At 59.0% G+C, this 16,229-nt stretch carries 16 protein-coding genes; 9 read left to right on the top strand and 7 right to left on the bottom strand.

Annotated features, from left to right (window positions below):
* The first annotated feature begins 19 nt into the window (after positions 1–19).
* Positions 20–565: an acireductone dioxygenase gene (locus tag LRS11_RS15915; RefSeq protein WP_260493884.1), complete on the top strand. Its 546-nt coding sequence runs from the start codon at positions 20–22 to the stop codon at positions 563–565.
* A gap of 162 nt (positions 566–727) precedes the next feature.
* Entirely contained in the window at positions 728–1,411 is a 684-nt protein-coding gene (mtnC, locus tag LRS11_RS15920) for an acireductone synthase (protein ID WP_260493885.1), read from the top strand.
* Positions 1,412–1,552: 141 nt separating this feature from the next.
* Here mtnC and LRS11_RS15925 read toward each other — a convergent pair whose 3' ends face one another.
* Both LRS11_RS15925 and LRS11_RS15930 read right to left on the bottom strand, forming a co-directional pair.
* The gene (locus LRS11_RS15925; protein WP_260493886.1) at positions 1,553–2,698 is read right to left on the bottom strand and encodes a catalase family protein; all 1,146 of its coding nucleotides are present in this window, start codon (positions 2,696–2,698) and stop codon (positions 1,553–1,555) included.
* A 14-nt stretch (positions 2,699–2,712) separates the two neighbouring features.
* Positions 2,713–4,587: a di-heme-cytochrome C peroxidase gene (locus LRS11_RS15930; protein WP_260493887.1), complete on the bottom strand. Its 1,875-nt coding sequence runs from the start codon at positions 4,585–4,587 to the stop codon at positions 2,713–2,715.
* Between the two features lie 123 nt (positions 4,588–4,710).
* Here LRS11_RS15930 and LRS11_RS15935 point away from each other — a divergent pair, with 123 nt between their 5' ends.
* Complete coding sequence (locus LRS11_RS15935; protein ID WP_260493888.1) at positions 4,711–4,839, top strand: hypothetical protein; 129 nt, start codon at positions 4,711–4,713, stop codon at positions 4,837–4,839.
* A gap of 183 nt (positions 4,840–5,022) precedes the next feature.
* Complete coding sequence (locus tag LRS11_RS15940; RefSeq protein WP_260493889.1) at positions 5,023–5,445, top strand: DUF3429 domain-containing protein; 423 nt, start codon at positions 5,023–5,025, stop codon at positions 5,443–5,445.
* 4 nt (positions 5,446–5,449) lie between these two features.
* Here LRS11_RS15940 and LRS11_RS15945 read toward each other — a convergent pair whose 3' ends face one another.
* Positions 5,450–6,064, bottom strand: a complete 615-nt coding sequence (locus LRS11_RS15945) for a hypothetical protein (protein WP_260493890.1) — start codon at positions 6,062–6,064, stop codon at positions 5,450–5,452.
* Positions 6,065–6,652: 588 nt separating this feature from the next.
* On the opposite strand from LRS11_RS15945, the gene LRS11_RS15955 reads away from it, so the two are divergent.
* Positions 6,653–7,486: an undecaprenyl-diphosphate phosphatase gene (locus tag LRS11_RS15955; protein ID WP_260493891.1), complete on the top strand. Its 834-nt coding sequence runs from the start codon at positions 6,653–6,655 to the stop codon at positions 7,484–7,486.
* Positions 7,487–7,490: 4 nt separating this feature from the next.
* Positions 7,491–8,192 carry a DUF1294 domain-containing protein gene (locus LRS11_RS15960; RefSeq protein ID WP_260493892.1) on the top strand — a complete coding sequence of 234 codons (702 nt, stop codon included), beginning with the start codon at positions 7,491–7,493 and terminating at the stop codon, positions 8,190–8,192.
* Here the strand turns inward: LRS11_RS15960 and LRS11_RS15965 are convergent.
* A complete protein-coding gene (locus LRS11_RS15965) occupies positions 8,186–8,536 on the bottom strand; it encodes an MmcQ/YjbR family DNA-binding protein (protein ID WP_260496936.1) in 351 nt (116 codons plus the stop codon). The genes LRS11_RS15960 and LRS11_RS15965 overlap by 7 nt on opposite strands.
* Positions 8,537–8,615: 79 nt before the next feature.
* On the opposite strand from LRS11_RS15965, the gene LRS11_RS15970 reads away from it, so the two are divergent.
* Positions 8,616–9,122 (top strand): DUF1993 family protein, encoded by a 507-nt coding sequence (locus tag LRS11_RS15970; RefSeq protein ID WP_260493893.1) that lies wholly within the window; start codon positions 8,616–8,618, stop codon positions 9,120–9,122.
* 62 nt (positions 9,123–9,184) lie between these two features.
* Here the strand turns inward: LRS11_RS15970 and LRS11_RS15975 are convergent, their stop codons facing one another.
* The 3 genes from LRS11_RS15975 to LRS11_RS15985 all read right to left on the bottom strand — a co-directional run bounded on the left by LRS11_RS15975 (position 9,185) and on the right by LRS11_RS15985 (position 13,645).
* Entirely contained in the window at positions 9,185–10,771 is a 1,587-nt protein-coding gene (locus tag LRS11_RS15975; RefSeq protein ID WP_260493894.1) for an ABC-F family ATPase, read from the bottom strand.
* 20 nt (positions 10,772–10,791) lie between these two features.
* Positions 10,792–11,985: a site-specific integrase gene (locus LRS11_RS15980; protein WP_260493895.1), complete on the bottom strand. Its 1,194-nt coding sequence runs from the start codon at positions 11,983–11,985 to the stop codon at positions 10,792–10,794.
* A 1,531-nt stretch (positions 11,986–13,516) separates the two neighbouring features.
* Entirely contained in the window at positions 13,517–13,645 is a 129-nt protein-coding gene (locus tag LRS11_RS15985; protein WP_312027008.1) for a LuxR C-terminal-related transcriptional regulator, read from the bottom strand.
* Positions 13,646–13,962: 317 nt separating this feature from the next.
* On the opposite strand from LRS11_RS15985, the gene LRS11_RS15990 reads away from it, so the two are divergent.
* A complete protein-coding gene (locus tag LRS11_RS15990) occupies positions 13,963–14,553 on the top strand; it encodes a restriction endonuclease subunit S (protein WP_260493896.1) in 591 nt (196 codons plus the stop codon).
* Positions 14,546–16,015: an N-6 DNA methylase gene (locus LRS11_RS15995; protein ID WP_260493897.1), complete on the top strand. Its 1,470-nt coding sequence runs from the start codon at positions 14,546–14,548 to the stop codon at positions 16,013–16,015. The genes LRS11_RS15990 and LRS11_RS15995 overlap by 8 nt, the downstream gene beginning before the upstream one ends.
* Positions 16,016–16,229: the final 214 nt, after the last annotated feature.

The raw sequence follows: 16,229 nt of genomic DNA on the forward strand, positions 1-16,229 counted from the left end.
TCCCGCAGAGGACATTGCCATGAGCAGCCTGACCGTCTACCACCAGTCCAGCCCGGACGTGCCAAACAAGGTGCTGACCCACCTGGAAGACATCGCCAGCACCCTGGGCGCAGTCGGCGTGCGCTTCGAGCGCTGGCAGGCCGGCGCAAAGATCCAGCCGGGCGCGAGCCAGGACGAGGTGATTGCCGCCTACCGCCCGCAGATCGACCAGCTGATGCGCGAGCAGGGCTATGTCACCGTCGACGTGGTCAGCCTGAACAAGGATCACCCGCAGAAGGACGAACTGCGCGCCAAGTTCCTCGACGAACACCAGCATGGCGAAGACGAGGTGCGTTTCTTCGTCGCCGGGCGTGGTCTGTTCAGCCTGCACATCGAGGACTACGTGTACGCCGTGCTGTGCGAAAAGAATGACCTGATCTCGGTGCCAGCCGGCACGCGGCACTGGTTCGACATGGGCGAGTTCCCGCATTTTGTGGCGATTCGCCTGTTCAACAATCCCGAGGGCTGGGTGGCCAATTTCACCGGCGACGAGATCGCCAGTCGCTTCCCGCGTTTGGAAGACTGATCACTAAACCCTCTCCCTAGCCCTCTCCCATAAATGGGAGAGGGGACTGCTGCGGAGCTGCCGGTGGAGCGTAAGCCAGCCTGAGCGCACCGAGCCGCTTGTCTCCCCTCTACCGCTTGCGGGAGAGGGGCCGGGGGAGAGGGAAACTCAACTGGAGCCCCCATGCCGATCAAAGCCATCCTCACCGATATCGAAGGCACCACCAGCTCGGTGAGCTTCGTCTTCGACGTGCTGTTTCCCTATGCCGCACGGCATCTGCCGGATTTTGTGCTGAACCACGCCGATGAGCCGCTGCTGATCGAGCAACTGGACGCGGTGCGGGCGCAAAGCGGCGAGGCGGATGCGGACCTGATCCGCGTCATCGAGATTCTCCTCGGTTGGATCGTCGAAGACCGCAAGGCCACGCCGCTCAAGGTGCTGCAGGGGATGATCTGGGCCGAAGGCTATCAGGCCGGGCAGCTCAAGGGGCATGTCTACCCGGATGCGGTGGAGGCGCTCAAGCGCTGGAAGGCCGAGGGCTATGGCTTGTATGTCTACTCGTCCGGCTCGATCCAGGCGCAGCAGCTGATTTTCGGCTGTTCCGAGGCGGGCGACCTGACGCCGCTATTCAGCGGCTATTTCGACACCACCAGCGGGCCCAAGCGCGAGGCGGACTCGTACCGGCGTATCGTCGAGAGCATCGGTCTGCCAGGCGAGGAGATCCTGTTCCTTTCCGATATCGTCGAGGAACTGGATGCCGCGCAGCAGGCCGGCCTGCAGACCATCGGCCTGGCCCGCGAGGGCGGCGAGTTGCGCGGCCACGACACGGTGGCCAGCTTTGCGGTGATCGACCTGAGTTGCTTCTAGCCGTAGCCGAATTGCATCCGGCGACAACGGAATACTCAGTAGCCCTGTAGCCCGGACTTCAGTCCGGGAGCAGATCGCGCAGGCTTCAGCTCAGGCTAGCTCGCCTATTCCCGGACTAAAGTCCGGGCTACAGATTGAGCCTCAGTACTGATCCTTTGCGCCGTTGCGCTGGTGCCGGTACACACTCACCGCTTCATACACCGCCTTGCGCAGGCGGTTGATGCCGCCAATCGGGCGGTGTTCGGGCAGGGCGTGCCAGGGGTTGAACGACAGGTTGTCGCAGAGCAGGTTCTGTTCGCGGCTATCAAAGTCCTGGGCTGGCACCTTGATCGTTGCCACGGTCTCGAAGGGCGAGATGGCCTCGCTCCATTCCACGCTGGGGTCTTCGATGGGCATGTAGTGCTCGGGGTTCTGCCGTTGTACCTGCAGGGCGAAGCAGGTCGGCACGCGATCCAGCGACAGCTGCTGGTAAAGGGCGCTGCGCAGGAAGTTGGGCAGGTCGGCGTTCTGTTCCGGTAGTTCGTAGGACGGGCAGCTGGCTGGATCGGGGATAACCCGGTACTTGATGTTGTGCGGGCCGAGCTTGAACGGCGCGATGGAGTTGTAGGTGGTCGCTACCGGGCTTTCCGGTGCCGGGCTGAGGGTCTTCAGGGCGATGATCAGGTGGCGGATTTCCCAGCTGCGCGGATCCCAACTGGGGAAGAAGGCGAGGATCTTCTGGCCGCTAGCCTGGGCGGCGAAGTTCTGTTTGTACTCGGCCACATCGCGCACGAAGAACACCGGATGGTTGAACATCACGAAGTCCTGGTTGCCCGCGGTGGCTGGGCTGCTCAGCAGCTTGTCGCCCGGCACGTCGAGCAGCTTGATGGCCATGCCACGGGCATCGCGAGCGCGATCGAACTGCGGGTAGGCGTTGCCGTTGGACAGGCGCATCCAGGCTTGCCAGGTCTTGCCCGGCTCGCTGAGCACACCCTGGCGCAGGCTCGCATCCAGGCCCGGCAGCACGGTGACTTCCGCTTTCATGCAGCCATGGGCCTTGGCATGGGCATCGCGCAGCACGCGGGTATTGTCGCGGTGCTGTTCGACCACGCTGATGGCGTCTTCGATGATGCCCTGGGTCAGGGCGGCCTCATTGGCCGGGATCTGCTCCTCGGTCGACACCGGGCCGGAAAACTTCCAGCCGTAATACAGCGCGCCGATGGCCCAGCCCAGTAGGCCGAGCAGGAGCAGGATGAGTAGCAGCTTGCCGAGCAGGCGGCCGAGCCAGAGCCAGAAACGCTTGAGCATGGTGGATATCCTTGTCAGATCTGGCAGCTGGGGCCAGGGGTCCAGGCTTTGGCTTCGACGGACTTGAGCTGGCCTTCCAGCGCCGGATCACCCATGACCTTGAGGTATTCGATCAGCGCCCAGCGTTCTTGCGGAGCCAAGGCGCGGCCGATCACCCCGTCGACCCGGCAGCCGTCGCGGAATTCGTGGCCGCGGTTGCTGTTGCCGGTGATGCGGGTGTCAAACAGGAAGCCACCGTCGAACTTGCCGGTGAGGAAGCCGGCGCGCTTGGGGTCGTACTCGAAGTTGCCGACCCAGAATTGCTTGTCACGCTCGACCACGGGCGACAGCAGCTGGAACAGGTTGGGCACCGAGCCGTTGTGCAGGAAGGGCGGAGTGGCCCAGATGCCGTGCAGCGGGCGGGCCTTGTAGCCGCGCTTCTCCTGCACGCCGATGGCCAGGCCGTAGCCGTCCATGCGCCAGCGCTCACGTGGCTGGATGCCGGCGTCCTGGTAAGCGCGGTTTTCCACGTAGGCGGTGATGTAGGCCAGGCCTTTGGCGCTGGAGATGCTGGCGAAGTCGACTTCATCGAGGCTGGCGCCGAACAGTTTGACGTCCAGTTTGGCCAGTTCTTCCTTCTTCCAGCCCAGCTTGCTGATATCGAAGCGGTGGTCGGCAATGTTGTCGGCGGTGGTCGGATCGGTGCCTATGATCCGTGTCGGCACAATGCGCATGCGCCATTCTGGGTCGCGCGCGGCCGCCAGGCGCTCGTCGCGCGGCTTGGGATCAGGCGCGTGGCAGTAGGCGCAGTTCTCGCTGAACAGGGCGCGGCCCTGGCTGGCTAACTCGATATCGACTTTGCCCAGCACCGCTTCCGGCCACGCCGGCGGCTTCAGCTGCTTGAGGGTTTCTTCCAGGGTGTAGAGATCACGCAGGCGCACGCTGGAGGGGTAGCGCTCGGCCTCGCTCAGTTGCCCGCCATTCTCGTCAAACAGGTGCAGGGTGGCCCCAACGCCCAGGGACTCGCCGATATTGCGCGCCATGGGCTGCATGGCCGAGCCGTTCCACTGTACCCAGTCGAACTTCCAGATATCCCACACCTGCGGGTAGCTGACCGGCGCGTTGGCCACCCGGTAGTTGCTTGCGTCGATGGCATCACCGAACACGCTGTTGGCGATGCGGCCGAAGGCATCGGTACGGCCGAAGCCTTCCTCGGTGGGGTAGAGGCCGCGGTGCCAGTCGTTCATCGCAGTGCCGAGCAGGCGGTCGAGCACCACCTTGAAGTCCGCACGCAGCTGTTTTTTGCCCTGGTCGTAGTTGTCGCCCAGCACCGTCTTGGCGAAGCGCTTGAACTTGATCGGGTTGTAATAGGTAAACGCCATGCTCATGCCCAGCGCCTGACCGAAGCTGCCGCCCTTGAGGGTGGGCACGGTGGAGGCCAGCGAGTGCAGGGCGGCGCCGCCGTCGATGCGGATGGCCTGGCCCTGGTAGCGCAATTCGCCGGTGTGGCAGGCGGAACAGGTGATATCGAGGAACTGCGCGCCACTTTCCACGTCCTGGTGGCGGGCGAAACCCACCGGCAGGTTGCCGGGGTTGAGCGCGCTGGCCTGCTGCTGCGGATCCGTCAGGAAGCCGAAACGGGCCAGATAGTCGGGAGCGGCGAACTTGTCGGTGGAGAAGGGCAGTTCCAGCGCGGTGAACCAGTCGTAGCGCAGGCCTTTGACCTGGGTGCCTTGCGGTGTGTAGTAGTAGGTCTGGCGCGCTTTCTCATCCCACTGGCCGAGGTAATGTACCTGGCTGGGCGGGCTGAACGATGGCAAGTTGGGCTTGGCGATGTAGTAGAGCACCACGGCGCCAGCGATCAGGGCGAGCAGCACGACCAGGTACAGGGCACGGCGCAGGATTCGCATACTTCAACATCCGTGTGGCGATTTTGTTATGGGGTACGTTTATGCCAATCCGTTGGCTGGATGGCAAGTAGCCATTCCAAACTTGTCAGTCAGATGCCTGCTAAATCATACAAGGAGCAAGACATGTACGATTTCAATGCCAGTCATCCGCCGCTGCTGGCCCGGCTGCTGGGCTATGCCGGTTTGCTGCCGTTCATTTCCGGCGCCTTGGGGGTGTGGCTCATCCCCATAGGCTGGCGCCCGTGGGTCTAGGGTCTGTTCCCGATTCGTTCACGGCCGCGACGGAGCCCGTTTTTGCGCGGGGCTAGGCGCGAGACGCGAGGTTTGGTCGTCCAAATGAGCCGTCGAGTAACGACGTTCCGCGCAAAAACGGGCCCGTCCCTGCGGGTTGCGCGCAAAATCGCGCCATGCGTCGTTGCGGGACTTGCCAAGGGAATGACCATTGCCGGCGTCCCGCGCCTAGCCTGGCGCGATTTTGCGCAGCAACGCGGTTCGCGAACGAATCGGGAACAGACCCTGGAGGCCTTGCTCGATTATGCCGCCGTGATCCTGGCCTTCATGGGCGCCATTCACTGGGGGTTGGCCATGCGTGCGGACCAGCAGGAAACGGCCGCGCGCCTGCAACTGGGGCTTTCGGTGATTCCACCCCTGCTGGGCTGGCTGGCGATTGCTAGCAATCTGCCGCACGGCCTGGCGTTGCCCTTGCTGTTGCTGTGCTTTGTCGCGCTCTATATGGGCGATTTGCGCGCCGTGAGCCTGGGCCTGGCTCCAAGCTGGTACCCGGCCCTGCGCAGGCCGCTGACCCTGATCGTCTGCGTGAGTCTGTTGCTGGCCTGGGGTGGTGTACTGCAGGGCTGATGCCCTAGCAGTCGAGGCTGTCGGCCTGGCGATAGAGCGCCAGCAGCTTGCGGGTGATGGTCTGCTGGATATCGTCGCGCTCGAAGGTCGACAGGCGGGTAAGCCGCTGCACCTGCAGACGGTGCAGGTGGATGTAGGGCATCTGCTGGTCGAACTCGCGCAGATCGCCTTTCATCATGATCGGCAGGAACACGTCGCCAATCTTCTTCTGGTTGCTGATGATCTGCGCCAGGGCCTGCTTGAACGGCATGGTCTTGGGCGCTGGGCCGCCATTCTTCATTTGCGTGGTCAGCAGCAGCCCCGGCTTGCCCAGCACCACGCCGGGCAGTACGCAGAGCCCGGTCTGGCGCACGGCGGCGATTTCGATGCCGTGCAGGGTGTCGTGGAAGGCGTAGGGGTTGGGTAGCACCACCATCTTGCGTCCCTGGTCACTGGGGAAGTGCAGGTCGTAGTTGGTGTAGAGCTGGCGCACCGACTCGGAATAGACGCACAGGCGGTTCTCGAACAGCTTGATGAAACGTTCGGCCAGCTCGCGGCGGGCGATGCTGTCCAGATCCCAGATCAGATCCTGATTCTGTGGCCTGCTCAGGTCGACTTCCTGGTGTTCCATGCTGCTCATTCAGCCCCTCATACGCGAAATTGGTTCCGCAACAGGTTGCGTTGCCTTACCGGGTTGCCCAGGTGCTGGCGGGTCTCACTGGATTGATCGGCGGTCAGGGTATTTTCATGAGCCACGAGGCCGCCGGGGTAACAGTGTGGTCGATATCGTCAAGCACATGCGACTGTTGCAGAGTGGCACTGGCGACGGAAGCATTCAAGCCCGTGAGATTACGCAAAGAGCTAGCGATCTGCCTCAGGCTGCCTCTGGTCGGGTGCGCCTGCCCGGCGTGGTGTGGATCACTTGGCTACGGATCAGCGCCATGGCAGGTTACGGGTTGAGTGTGCCGCGGCTTGTCAGACCCTGACACAGAAGCTGGATGCCGCTGGCGCGGGTTAATCGGCAGGCTGTTCATGGGCGTTGGGCGCCGCTCTGGTAGGGGGCTTCTGTCGGCAGCGAAACATCAGCCTGGGAGCTGTGCAATTAGCTGCCGGCCCGGGCGGCGAGCAGGTTGCTGCTCTGGTAGGATGCCATGCCTTTTTTCACCTGACGCTTCAGGTGCCCGATCGAGTTGTGGCCCGCCAACCCTGGCGTGCCGAGAGGTTTTTCATGGATTTATGGACTGCCCTGCAGGTACTGATTCTTGGTTTGGTCGAGGGTTTGACGGAATTCCTGCCGATCTCCAGCACCGGTCATCAGATCATCGTCGCCAAATTGGTTGGCTTCGGTGGCGACCGAGAGTTCGCCTTCAATATCATCATCCAGCTCGGTGCCATCCTTGCGGTTATTTGGGAATACCGGCGCAAGATCCTCACCGTTGCATTCAATGTGCCCCGCCAGGCACAAGCGCAGCGTTTCACCCTCAATCTGCTGATTGCCTTCATGCCGGCGGTGGTGCTTGGCGTGGCCTTTGCCGACCTAATACGCGAATACCTGTTCAACCCCATCACCGTTGCTGTGGCCTTGGTAGTGGGCGGGGTAGTCATGCTGTGGGCCGAGCAGCGCCAGCATGAGGTGACGGTCGAGGAAGTCGATGACATGACCTGGAAAGATGCCCTGAAGATCGGCTGCGCCCAGTGTCTGGCGATGATTCCCGGCACCTCGCGCTCGGCCTCGACCATCATCGGCGGCCTGCTGTTCGGCCTGTCGCGCCGCGCGGCTACCGAGTTTTCCTTCTTCCTGGCCATGCCTACCATGGTCGGCGCAGCGGTCTATTCCGGCTACAAGTACCGCGAGCTGTTCCAGCCCGGTGATCTGCCAGTGTTCGCCCTGGGCTTCGTGGTGTCTTTCGTGTTCGCCATGATCGCCGTGCGTGCGCTGCTCAAGTTCATCGCCAACCACAGCTATGCGGTGTTTGCCTGGTACCGCATCGGTTTCGGTCTGCTGATTCTCGCCACCTGGCAGTTCAGCCTGATCGACTGGGCCACCGTGCAGGCCCACTGAGAGCATGCTGGCGACGGAGAAACGCGGCACCCTGAAAAGCTGGAACGATGCCAAGGGCTTCGGTTTCATCCAGCCGGAGCAGGGCGGTGAACAGCTGTTCGTGCATGTCTCGGCGCTGCGCGGTGAGCGCCGCCCACAGCCCGGCGAAACCGTACTGTTCGTGCCCGGCAAGGATGCCCAGGGGCGCTCCCGCGCCGAGCATATGCGTTGCGAAGGGCTGAGCCTGGATCGGCCGGCGATTCGGCGCAAGTCGCGTGCTGCGGCAGTGGAGTCCGTGCCGCGCTTATCTCGTACTGTCACAGGGGCTATTCAGCAACTGCCGCTTAAACTGGTCGTTCTGCTGGTGCTGTGCGCGCTACCGCTGGCCGGGGCCCTGCAGCTCTGGCTTGGCGCCGGTGTTGCGTGGGCGCTGGGCGCCTATCCGCTGCTCAGTCTGATCAGTTTCGGTCAGTACTGGAACGACAAGCGCAGCGCGCAGAAGGGGCGCTGGCGCACCCCCGAAAGTCAATTGCAGCTCGTGGCTCTGCTCGGCGGCTGGCCCGGTGCGCTGGTGGCGCAGCAGGTGTTTCGCCACAAGACGCGCAAACTGCCGTTCCAGCTACTGTTCTGGTTGATCGTATTGCTGCATCAGGGCTTCTGGCTCGACCATTTGCTGCTGGATGGTCGTTTTCTCGGCGGCTATCTGCGTGACCTGCTGTCTTACTGATCGAGCAGCAGGCCGACCTGGCGAATCTTCGGCAGTTTACGCACCACCAACTGGTGCGAGCGGCGCAGCAGATCGCGCAGTTCGTCGTCGCCAAGCGGCAAAGGGGGCGCCATGCTGATCCAGAAGGCCCGCGCCAGATAGGGTGCCGGGCGGATTCCGGGGCGGTCGACGAAGCCGAGGAACAGCTCCTGGTCGACCTTGAAGGCCAGCTCGTTGCCGAGAAAGTCGAGAATGGCGAACATCTTGTTGCCGGCGATGGAGAACACCCGATTGCCGCCCCACTTGAGGTCTTCGCGGGCGCCAGGCAGGCTCAGGCAGAACTCGGCGATCTGTGCGGCGGTCATCACGATGCAGTCTCCCTTGGCTGAACTGCAGCTACCCTAGCAGAGTCCTGTAGCCATTCTTCATAGAGGAGTCACTTCGATGTCGCTTTCCATGTACCAGGCTTCGATTCCGGTGTTCGTGCGTATGTTCGGCAACCTCTCGGCCATCCTCGACAAGGCTGCCGCCTATGCCGAAGCGAAGAAGATCGACCCTACCGTATTGCTCAACGCACGTCTGGCGCCGGATATGCACCCGCTGACTCGCCAGGTGCAGATCGCCAGCGATGCGGTCAAAGGCTGTGCCGCCCGCCTGGCCGGGGTGGAGATTCCCAGCTACGCCGATACCGAGAGCAGCTTCGCCGAGTTGCAGGCGCGCATTCAGAAGACCGTGGACTTTCTCAAGGGCTTCAGTGCCGCGCAGATCGACGGCAGCGAGGGCAGGGAGGTCGTGCTCAAGTTTCCGGGCGCGGAGCTGAAATTCACGGGCCAGGACTATCTGCAGCATTTCGTGTTGCCGAACTTCTATTTCCACCTGACCACCGCCTACGCGATCCTGCGTCATAACGGTCTGGATATCGGCAAGATGGACTTCCTCGGGCGTCCGTAACTGCCGCGCAGCAATGAAAAAGCCCCGCATCTGCGGGGCTTTTTCATTGCTGTCAGGCTCGGTTAGACGATCACGCCCTGGCTGCGCAGGTAGTCGTCATAGCTGCCGCTGAAGTCGGTGATGCCGTTAGGCGACAGCTCGATGATGCGGGTGGCCAGGGAGCCGACGAACTCGCGGTCGTGGCTGACGAAGATCAGCGTGCCCGGGTAGTTTTCCAGCGCCAGGTTGAGCGACTCGATGGATTCCATGTCCAGGTGGTTGGTCGGTTCGTCCATCACCAGCACGTTGGGCTTCTGCACGATCAGCTTGCCGAACAGCATGCGGCCTTGCTCGCCACCGGAGATGACTTTTACCGACTTGAGGATCTCGTCGTTGCTGAACAGCATGCGGCCGAGGGTGCCGCGCACCATCTGCTCGCCCTGGGTCCACTGACTCATCCAGTCGAACAGGGTGACATCGTCTTCGAAGTCGTGGGCGTGGTCCTGGGCGTAGTAGCCCAGTTCGGCGCTATCGGTCCATTTCACCGAGCCGGCGTCCGGGGTCAGTTCGCCGACCAGGGTGCGCAGCAGGGTGGTTTTGCCGATGCCGTTGGGGCCGATGATGGCCACGCGCTCGCCGGCTTCGACCTGGAAGCTGAAGTTCTTGAACAGCGTTTTGCCGTCGAAGCCCTTGGCCATCTTGTCGACCATCACGGCCTGGCGGTGCAGCTTCTTGTTCTGCTCGAAGCGGATGAACGGGCTGACGCGGCTGGACGGCTTGACCTCGGCCAGCTGGATCTTGTCGATCTGCTTGGCGCGGCTGGTGGCCTGCTTGGCTTTCGAGGCGTTTGCCGAGAAGCGGCTGACGAAGCTCTGCAGTTCGTTGATCTGCGCTTTCTTCTTGGCGTTGTCCGACAGCAGTTGCTCGCGCGACTGCGTGGCGGCGGTCATGTACTCGTCATAGTTGCCCGGGAACAGGCGCAGCTCGCCGTAATCCAGGTCAGCCATGTGGGTGCACACGCTGTTCAGGAAGTGCCGGTCGTGGGAGATGATGATCATGGTGCTGTTGCGCTGGGTGAGGATGTTTTCCAGCCAACGGATGGTGTTGATGTCCAGGTGGTTGGTGGGTTCGTCCAGCAGCAGCACTTCCGGATCGGAGAACAGCGCCTGGGCCAGCAACACACGCAGCTTCCAGCCCGGTGCTACTTCGCTCATCGGGCCGAAGTGCTGTTCCAGCGGAATACCCAGGCCGAGCAGCAGCTCGCCGGCGCGCGATTCGGCGGTGTAGCCGTCCATCTCGGCGAACTCGCCTTCCAGCTCGCCGACCTTCATGCCGTCTTCTTCGCTCATCTCGGCCAGCGAATAGATGCGGTCGCGCTCGGCCTTGACTGTCCACAGCTCCTCATGACCCATGATCACGGTGTCGATCACGCTGAACTGCTCGTAAGCGAACTGATCCTGGCGCAGCTTACCCAGGCGCACGTTCGGTTCGAGCATCACCTGGCCGCCGGAGGACTCCAGATCACCACCGAGGATTTTCATGAAGGTCGACTTGCCGCAGCCGTTGGCCCCGATCAGGCCGTAGCGGTTGCCGTTACCGAACTTGACGGAAACGTTCTCGAACAGCGGCTTGGCGCCGAACTGCATGGTGATGTTAGCGGTGGAGATCAAAGGGCTTACCTATCAATGACTTAGGGGTGTCTGGAATCGCCTGATACCGATTTGATACCAATATTCAGCTTTTCCAGCTCACTCCAATCGGAGCTTGAGTTAATCCAGCGGGCGTACGTAGACAGCAGCATCTGCACGCTATGGCCGAGCTGCTGGGATATGAAAGCGGGGTTCATGCCAGACATTAAGCATATTGTCGCATAGGTATGACGGCAGTTGTACGGCGGCCGATAACGAACACCCAGTGCTTTCAGCACCGGTCGCCACTGATGGTGCAGATCCGAGGTTTGCTTTACATACTCGTTGTTTTTGGACGGAGGGAAGACATAGGGTGTTTCAGTAACCTTTCCCACCCCAGATCTGCGGCGCTCTGCATAAGCCTTGGCGAATTCCAGGGCATGCATGGCTCTTTCATTCAGCAGGACGAAGCGGTCACCACCGGTTTTGGTGCGCTCTTCAATGACACCTAGCGCTACCGTACGGCAAACGTGAGCAACGCGCTTGGTCATGTCTACAGCGTCCCAGCGTAACGCCAATGCTTCGGATAGCCGCATTCCGGTGAAGAACGCAAATTCATAGAACGCTGCATAGATAGTGCTCGGCCAGTGTTCGTGCTGGTACAGCCGCGCAATGATGCGATTGGCTTCATCCAAGGTGAACGGATCGATTTCCTTGCGCGAGCGCTTCGGTAGCTCAAGTGATTCTGCCGGATTGCGCTCAATTACTCCGTCTGCTACCGCCGCCTTAAAAATCGTGGAAATCTTGACGAGAGCATTCCTTTTAACGCCTGCGGATGCCCACTTGGTCCCAGCGATGATGCGACGGAGCAGGGTGGTGGTGATCAGATCCATTCGAACCAGAGCAAGCGACGGCATCCAGTAGCGGTTCAATGTGCTCTTGTAATTGAGCCTGGTACCTTCGGTAATTTCCCGGCTGTTCAACCACAGCTGTGCAAACTCGCCGAAGCAGGCAACTCCTCCAACGGGCACTGCCGATCCTGGGAACAGCTCCGCATACTTGGCATCGTCCAGCAAATCCAGTTTGGACAGACCAACTACTTGATCTCTAAGTAGCGATGCAGCTGCGATCCCTTTCGGCGTGACGGGATAAGGGAGCGTTTCGCTGCAGCGGCGTCCGCGCCACGTGAATCTGATGCGGAGTGAGGTGCGGAAAATTTCCACCCCGGCGGGCATATCCATTGGCTTTCGAGCCATTCATCGTACCTTCGCTTGCTGTAAATGATTTTGCGGCCGATCTTCATCCAGACCCCTTCGGGAATTTCTTTGCGGGCGCGTCGTGCCTGCAGCGCACGCTTAGTAGTGCCAAGCCACTCAGCCATCTGTTCTTCAGATATTTTGTCTATCTCGCATGCACCCGTGGTCGCCGGCATAGCTGAACCTGGCGCTGCAACCTGCACTTGTGAATTTGTGTTCCACCCCATCGCGTCTTCTCCGTTCATCGACGTTTGATGGGGTAATCGTGGAGGGATTGCTTGTTGCGGAGTGGGTCTATTCGTACCCAAAAATGGATCGCAACTAATTGCTGGGTGGGACGCTTCGTTCCTCAATCAGATGCGGTTCAGGATGGTTTGGCCGGAATCAGGCGCCAGTGACCGCGTCGGGATAGGGCAAGAAAAAATCAACAAATGCTTGAGTGCTGGCTGTGCCTCAGCCGAGCATGAGAGTGTCCAAATGCAAGGAACTTGTAGGCTTCGTGAGCTCTACAACGAGTTCTGGCCCGCGTAGTGATGCACGGGTGATTCGGCCCGTTAGCTGCAGGTTGTGCTGAGGGTGCGGCGACTGAAAAGGACATTTCCTAGGTGTGCTTGTGCAAACGAGACTCCGTAGCTACTCGTGCTCGGAGCGCAGAATGTCCTTTTGTAGATGCCTGCAGGGCATGCATGGTCGCGTGATGTGACTGGATTAGCGTGTGGCAGACCTGCACCAGCAAGAACCTTTCAGGCAAAAGGTCTCTGTAAAGGCCATTTTTGTATGGTCTACACGATGCCGAAACCCGTAAGAGTTCATGGAAAACGATCCCCCACTCAGGCCTTGGTAAATCCGCAGGATTTGAGCGGGTCTACCCATCAAAATGGCAACGAAAACATGACGTTCATGCTTATAAAGGGAAAACGCCTGTGTTTCAGGTTTTGCATTGGCAGATTTTGAGTGCCGCCAGCTCCACGTCGCCAAGGATTCGTGGATTGCGCGTTCTGACAGGCTGTTCTTCCGGGCCGGAAGAGGGGTCAAAACAAGCGTTTTATGCTTATAAAGGAAAACCGGAGAAAGCGTGGTTTGGGGCATGAGAGTCTAGGCAAGCACGCGTCGTGCTTAAGCCAAACGAGCGAGATTTGGCATTAACAAGAAAAGCATATTTTTCAATTCCGCCGACCAGGGAGCCAAGCTTGCCGAGCTCTGTTCGAACTACCCCAGAGTGCAGCCGACTCTCTTGAATGTTTGTTTCGCGAGTCCCAGACGTCTCTCCCGCTACAGCTAGGGGCAGGATTGCGCAGTGGCAATCCGCAACGGATCGTTTCCTTTCCTCCATAGCGGATGTTGTTTGCCTGATGGAAGACACGAACGCACTTGAGCGCGAGCACCTGACGCAACATGCTGTTAAAAGCCAGTCCAGTCCATAGAGCGCATGCCGGTAGGTCCTATCTCGACACCGAAGAACTGGGAAAGCTTGGGCGCCAGGTTCAGGCACTGTGGACGGCAGGGCGGGGTTGTGCGAACGGGAGTAAGTTTATTCGAGCAGACCAAGCGACTTTGCCTTGGCCACGACCTGGGTTCGCCGCTTGACCTCTAGTTTGGCGGACAGTCGCTGGATATGGCTCTTCACGGTGAATACCGAGATGAACAGCAATTCAGCGATTTCTTGATTTCAGTGGCCGGCGGCTACCCGATCGATGGGGTGTTTGAGCCGTTATCTGCTTGTGGATCTCTCTTCTCGAGAGGCTCATTTGAAGTTGATGCCCGACGTGGGTTGCGAAGGATCTGCGGTGCTGGTAGGTGAACCCCTCTAGCATCGACCGCTTGGCCCTTTGCTTCCGGCGTTTCTGCCAAGACAGGCGAACGCGAGCCCAGTGCCTTCCGGTGCAAATTACTAAATGCAGTAGATTGCTACTGTCTTGCGGTGCGCTTGCAAAACGGCTATGATCGTTTGCATATGGCTGCAGTAGGTCGATTTGCATGAAAGTTCTTCCGCTCGGGCACGTCGCGAACGTTCGCACTGCCGTAGTTTTCCGAAGCCAAGCTCCCCAGGAAGTCGAGGGCGGCAATGTGCGCGCGCTGGCGATCCGGGATGTCGTCGCAGGCGGCCCTTTGCGGATTGAGGAGCTGCCTCAAATCCATATAGACGAAAGTCTTCAATTGCATTGTCTACATACAGGGGAGGTAGTCCTGCCGTCACGCGGGGATCATTACAGGGCTCTCTACTTCGAGGGGCCCGCTGATCTCGTGTTCCCGCTTGGGCAGCTAAATATCATCACCGCAGGACCTGAGGTGAATCCACGCTATCTCGCTTGGTATTTAAACTCTAAGTCGACGCAGACGAAAATCTCAGTGATGCTCACTGGCACAAGCATTAAGGCCTTTACTAAAGCCTCATTGTTAACTCTCGATATCGAGATACCCTCCCTGGAAAAGCAGCAAGTCATCTCTGAGTTGGATCGCAACACTCAGGATATAAGCGCAGTTAGGCAGCGCTTGAATAATTTAGATCAGATTGAAGCTGCGTTCGTTACACAAACATTGTTGCGAAGGGGGGGGGGCGGTGCTTGATTTAAACATTGCAGCTCCTATTGATCGCGCGATTCCGGAAGCATTTGAGGTTCTGCGTGCAAGTGGCCTGCTCGAGGACAACAGGCATCACGTACTTGCTCTGATCTTGCTTAAATATGTGACCGACACGGGTATTGAGGAGCAAGAGGCTAGCCACAGATGGTCAAGCGGCTTCCGCGTACCACAGGGTGCAAGTTTTAACTCTTTATATGAATTGAGAGGGCAGCGCCAAAATGGTGAGCGAATTAACGAGGCTCTTAGACGTATTGAAAGAGAAAATGAGCAACTAAAAGATGTTTTTATCGCTGCGGATTTTTCTTCGCCGAGACTTGGTGGAGAAAATCAGCGGGATGGTATCTTGGCTGGGTTGTTGGAGGCGATAAAAATTATTCCGTTTGCTAGCGCAGCCAATGAGGAGCACGCAGCACTCGTAGGTTCATATGTCTACGATTCATTTGTAAGGCATCAAGAGCAAAGTATGGGGCGCCGCTCCGGTGAGAATAGTACACCGCAAGAAATTTCCAATCTTCTAGTCGAGCTTATGGATCCTAGTGAGTGGGATACAGTATCTGACCCTTGCTGTGGATTAGCCCAAACGCTTATGGCGTGTGACGATCATTCTCGCAAAAATCGCGGAAATGGATGTCAACTTTTCGGCCAAGAAGTGGCCGCCACCGTCTGGGTATTAGCCAGAATGGGCATGATTCTAGGTGGAAAAAACTGGTATCAGCTCGAGTGGGGTAACACACTTCGCGATCCCAAATTTTTGGATGACCCGGGGCAGCTTAGACGGTTCGATGTTGTTATATCGCACCCGCCATTCTCTATGAAGGACTGGGGGCAAGAAGATTGTCAGTATGACCCGTATGGCCGTTATTCGCGCGGTGTTCCGCCGAAGGCCTCAGCGGATTTCGCGTTTATTAGTCATATGGTAAGTACCTTGAAACAAGGTACAGGCCGTATGGCAGTATTAGTGTCACACGGCGTTCTATTTCGTGGAGGCGCGGAACGCCAAATTCGCGAACGATTAATTGAGGACAATTTCGTTGATGCGATAATTTCATTGCCACCGCGGATGCTGATTAATACCGGTATAGAAACCGCTATCCTAATTTTGCGCGCTGACAGAAAAGAAAGTGATGGCATCATGTTTATCGATGCAGGGCAGAACTATAACGCGGGAAGAGCAAGATGCACGCTTGGTAAAAATAACTTTGACCGGATTCTCTCAGTTTTTAAGTCGCGCGAGGAATGTGCTGGATACTCACGAGTAGTCACAAGGAGTGAGGTCGCATCGAGCGAGTACAGCTTGTCAATTGCTCGCTATATAAAAGTCCTGGAAGAAGAGACAAGCTTCAACTTGGATGAGCTGCGTCGTCAGCGAGTGTATTTGCAGCATGAGTTAATGAAGCTCGAGAGGCGGCGTCAAGAACTGTTAGATGAAATAGCAAGAGTCGAATAGTGAGAAAGCTTTGCGTAGAAGCGACTTCTCATATTGAGTTCATGGGCGTAGGTCTGCTTTTGCAAACTACTATTGTTGTATGCCTTCATTAGACTAGGAGGTGATAATTGAAAAAGCAGACCCGAGGCTCAGGTCGAGTTGATGCGACCGGCGATAAGCAGGCGAGGAGCCCATCCGAACATAGCCAGCGAATTAGCCTGGATCTGCGCTCACT

Source organism: Pseudomonas sp. J452 (assembly GCF_024666525.1).
Lineage (GTDB): Bacteria > Pseudomonadota > Gammaproteobacteria > Pseudomonadales > Pseudomonadaceae > Aquipseudomonas.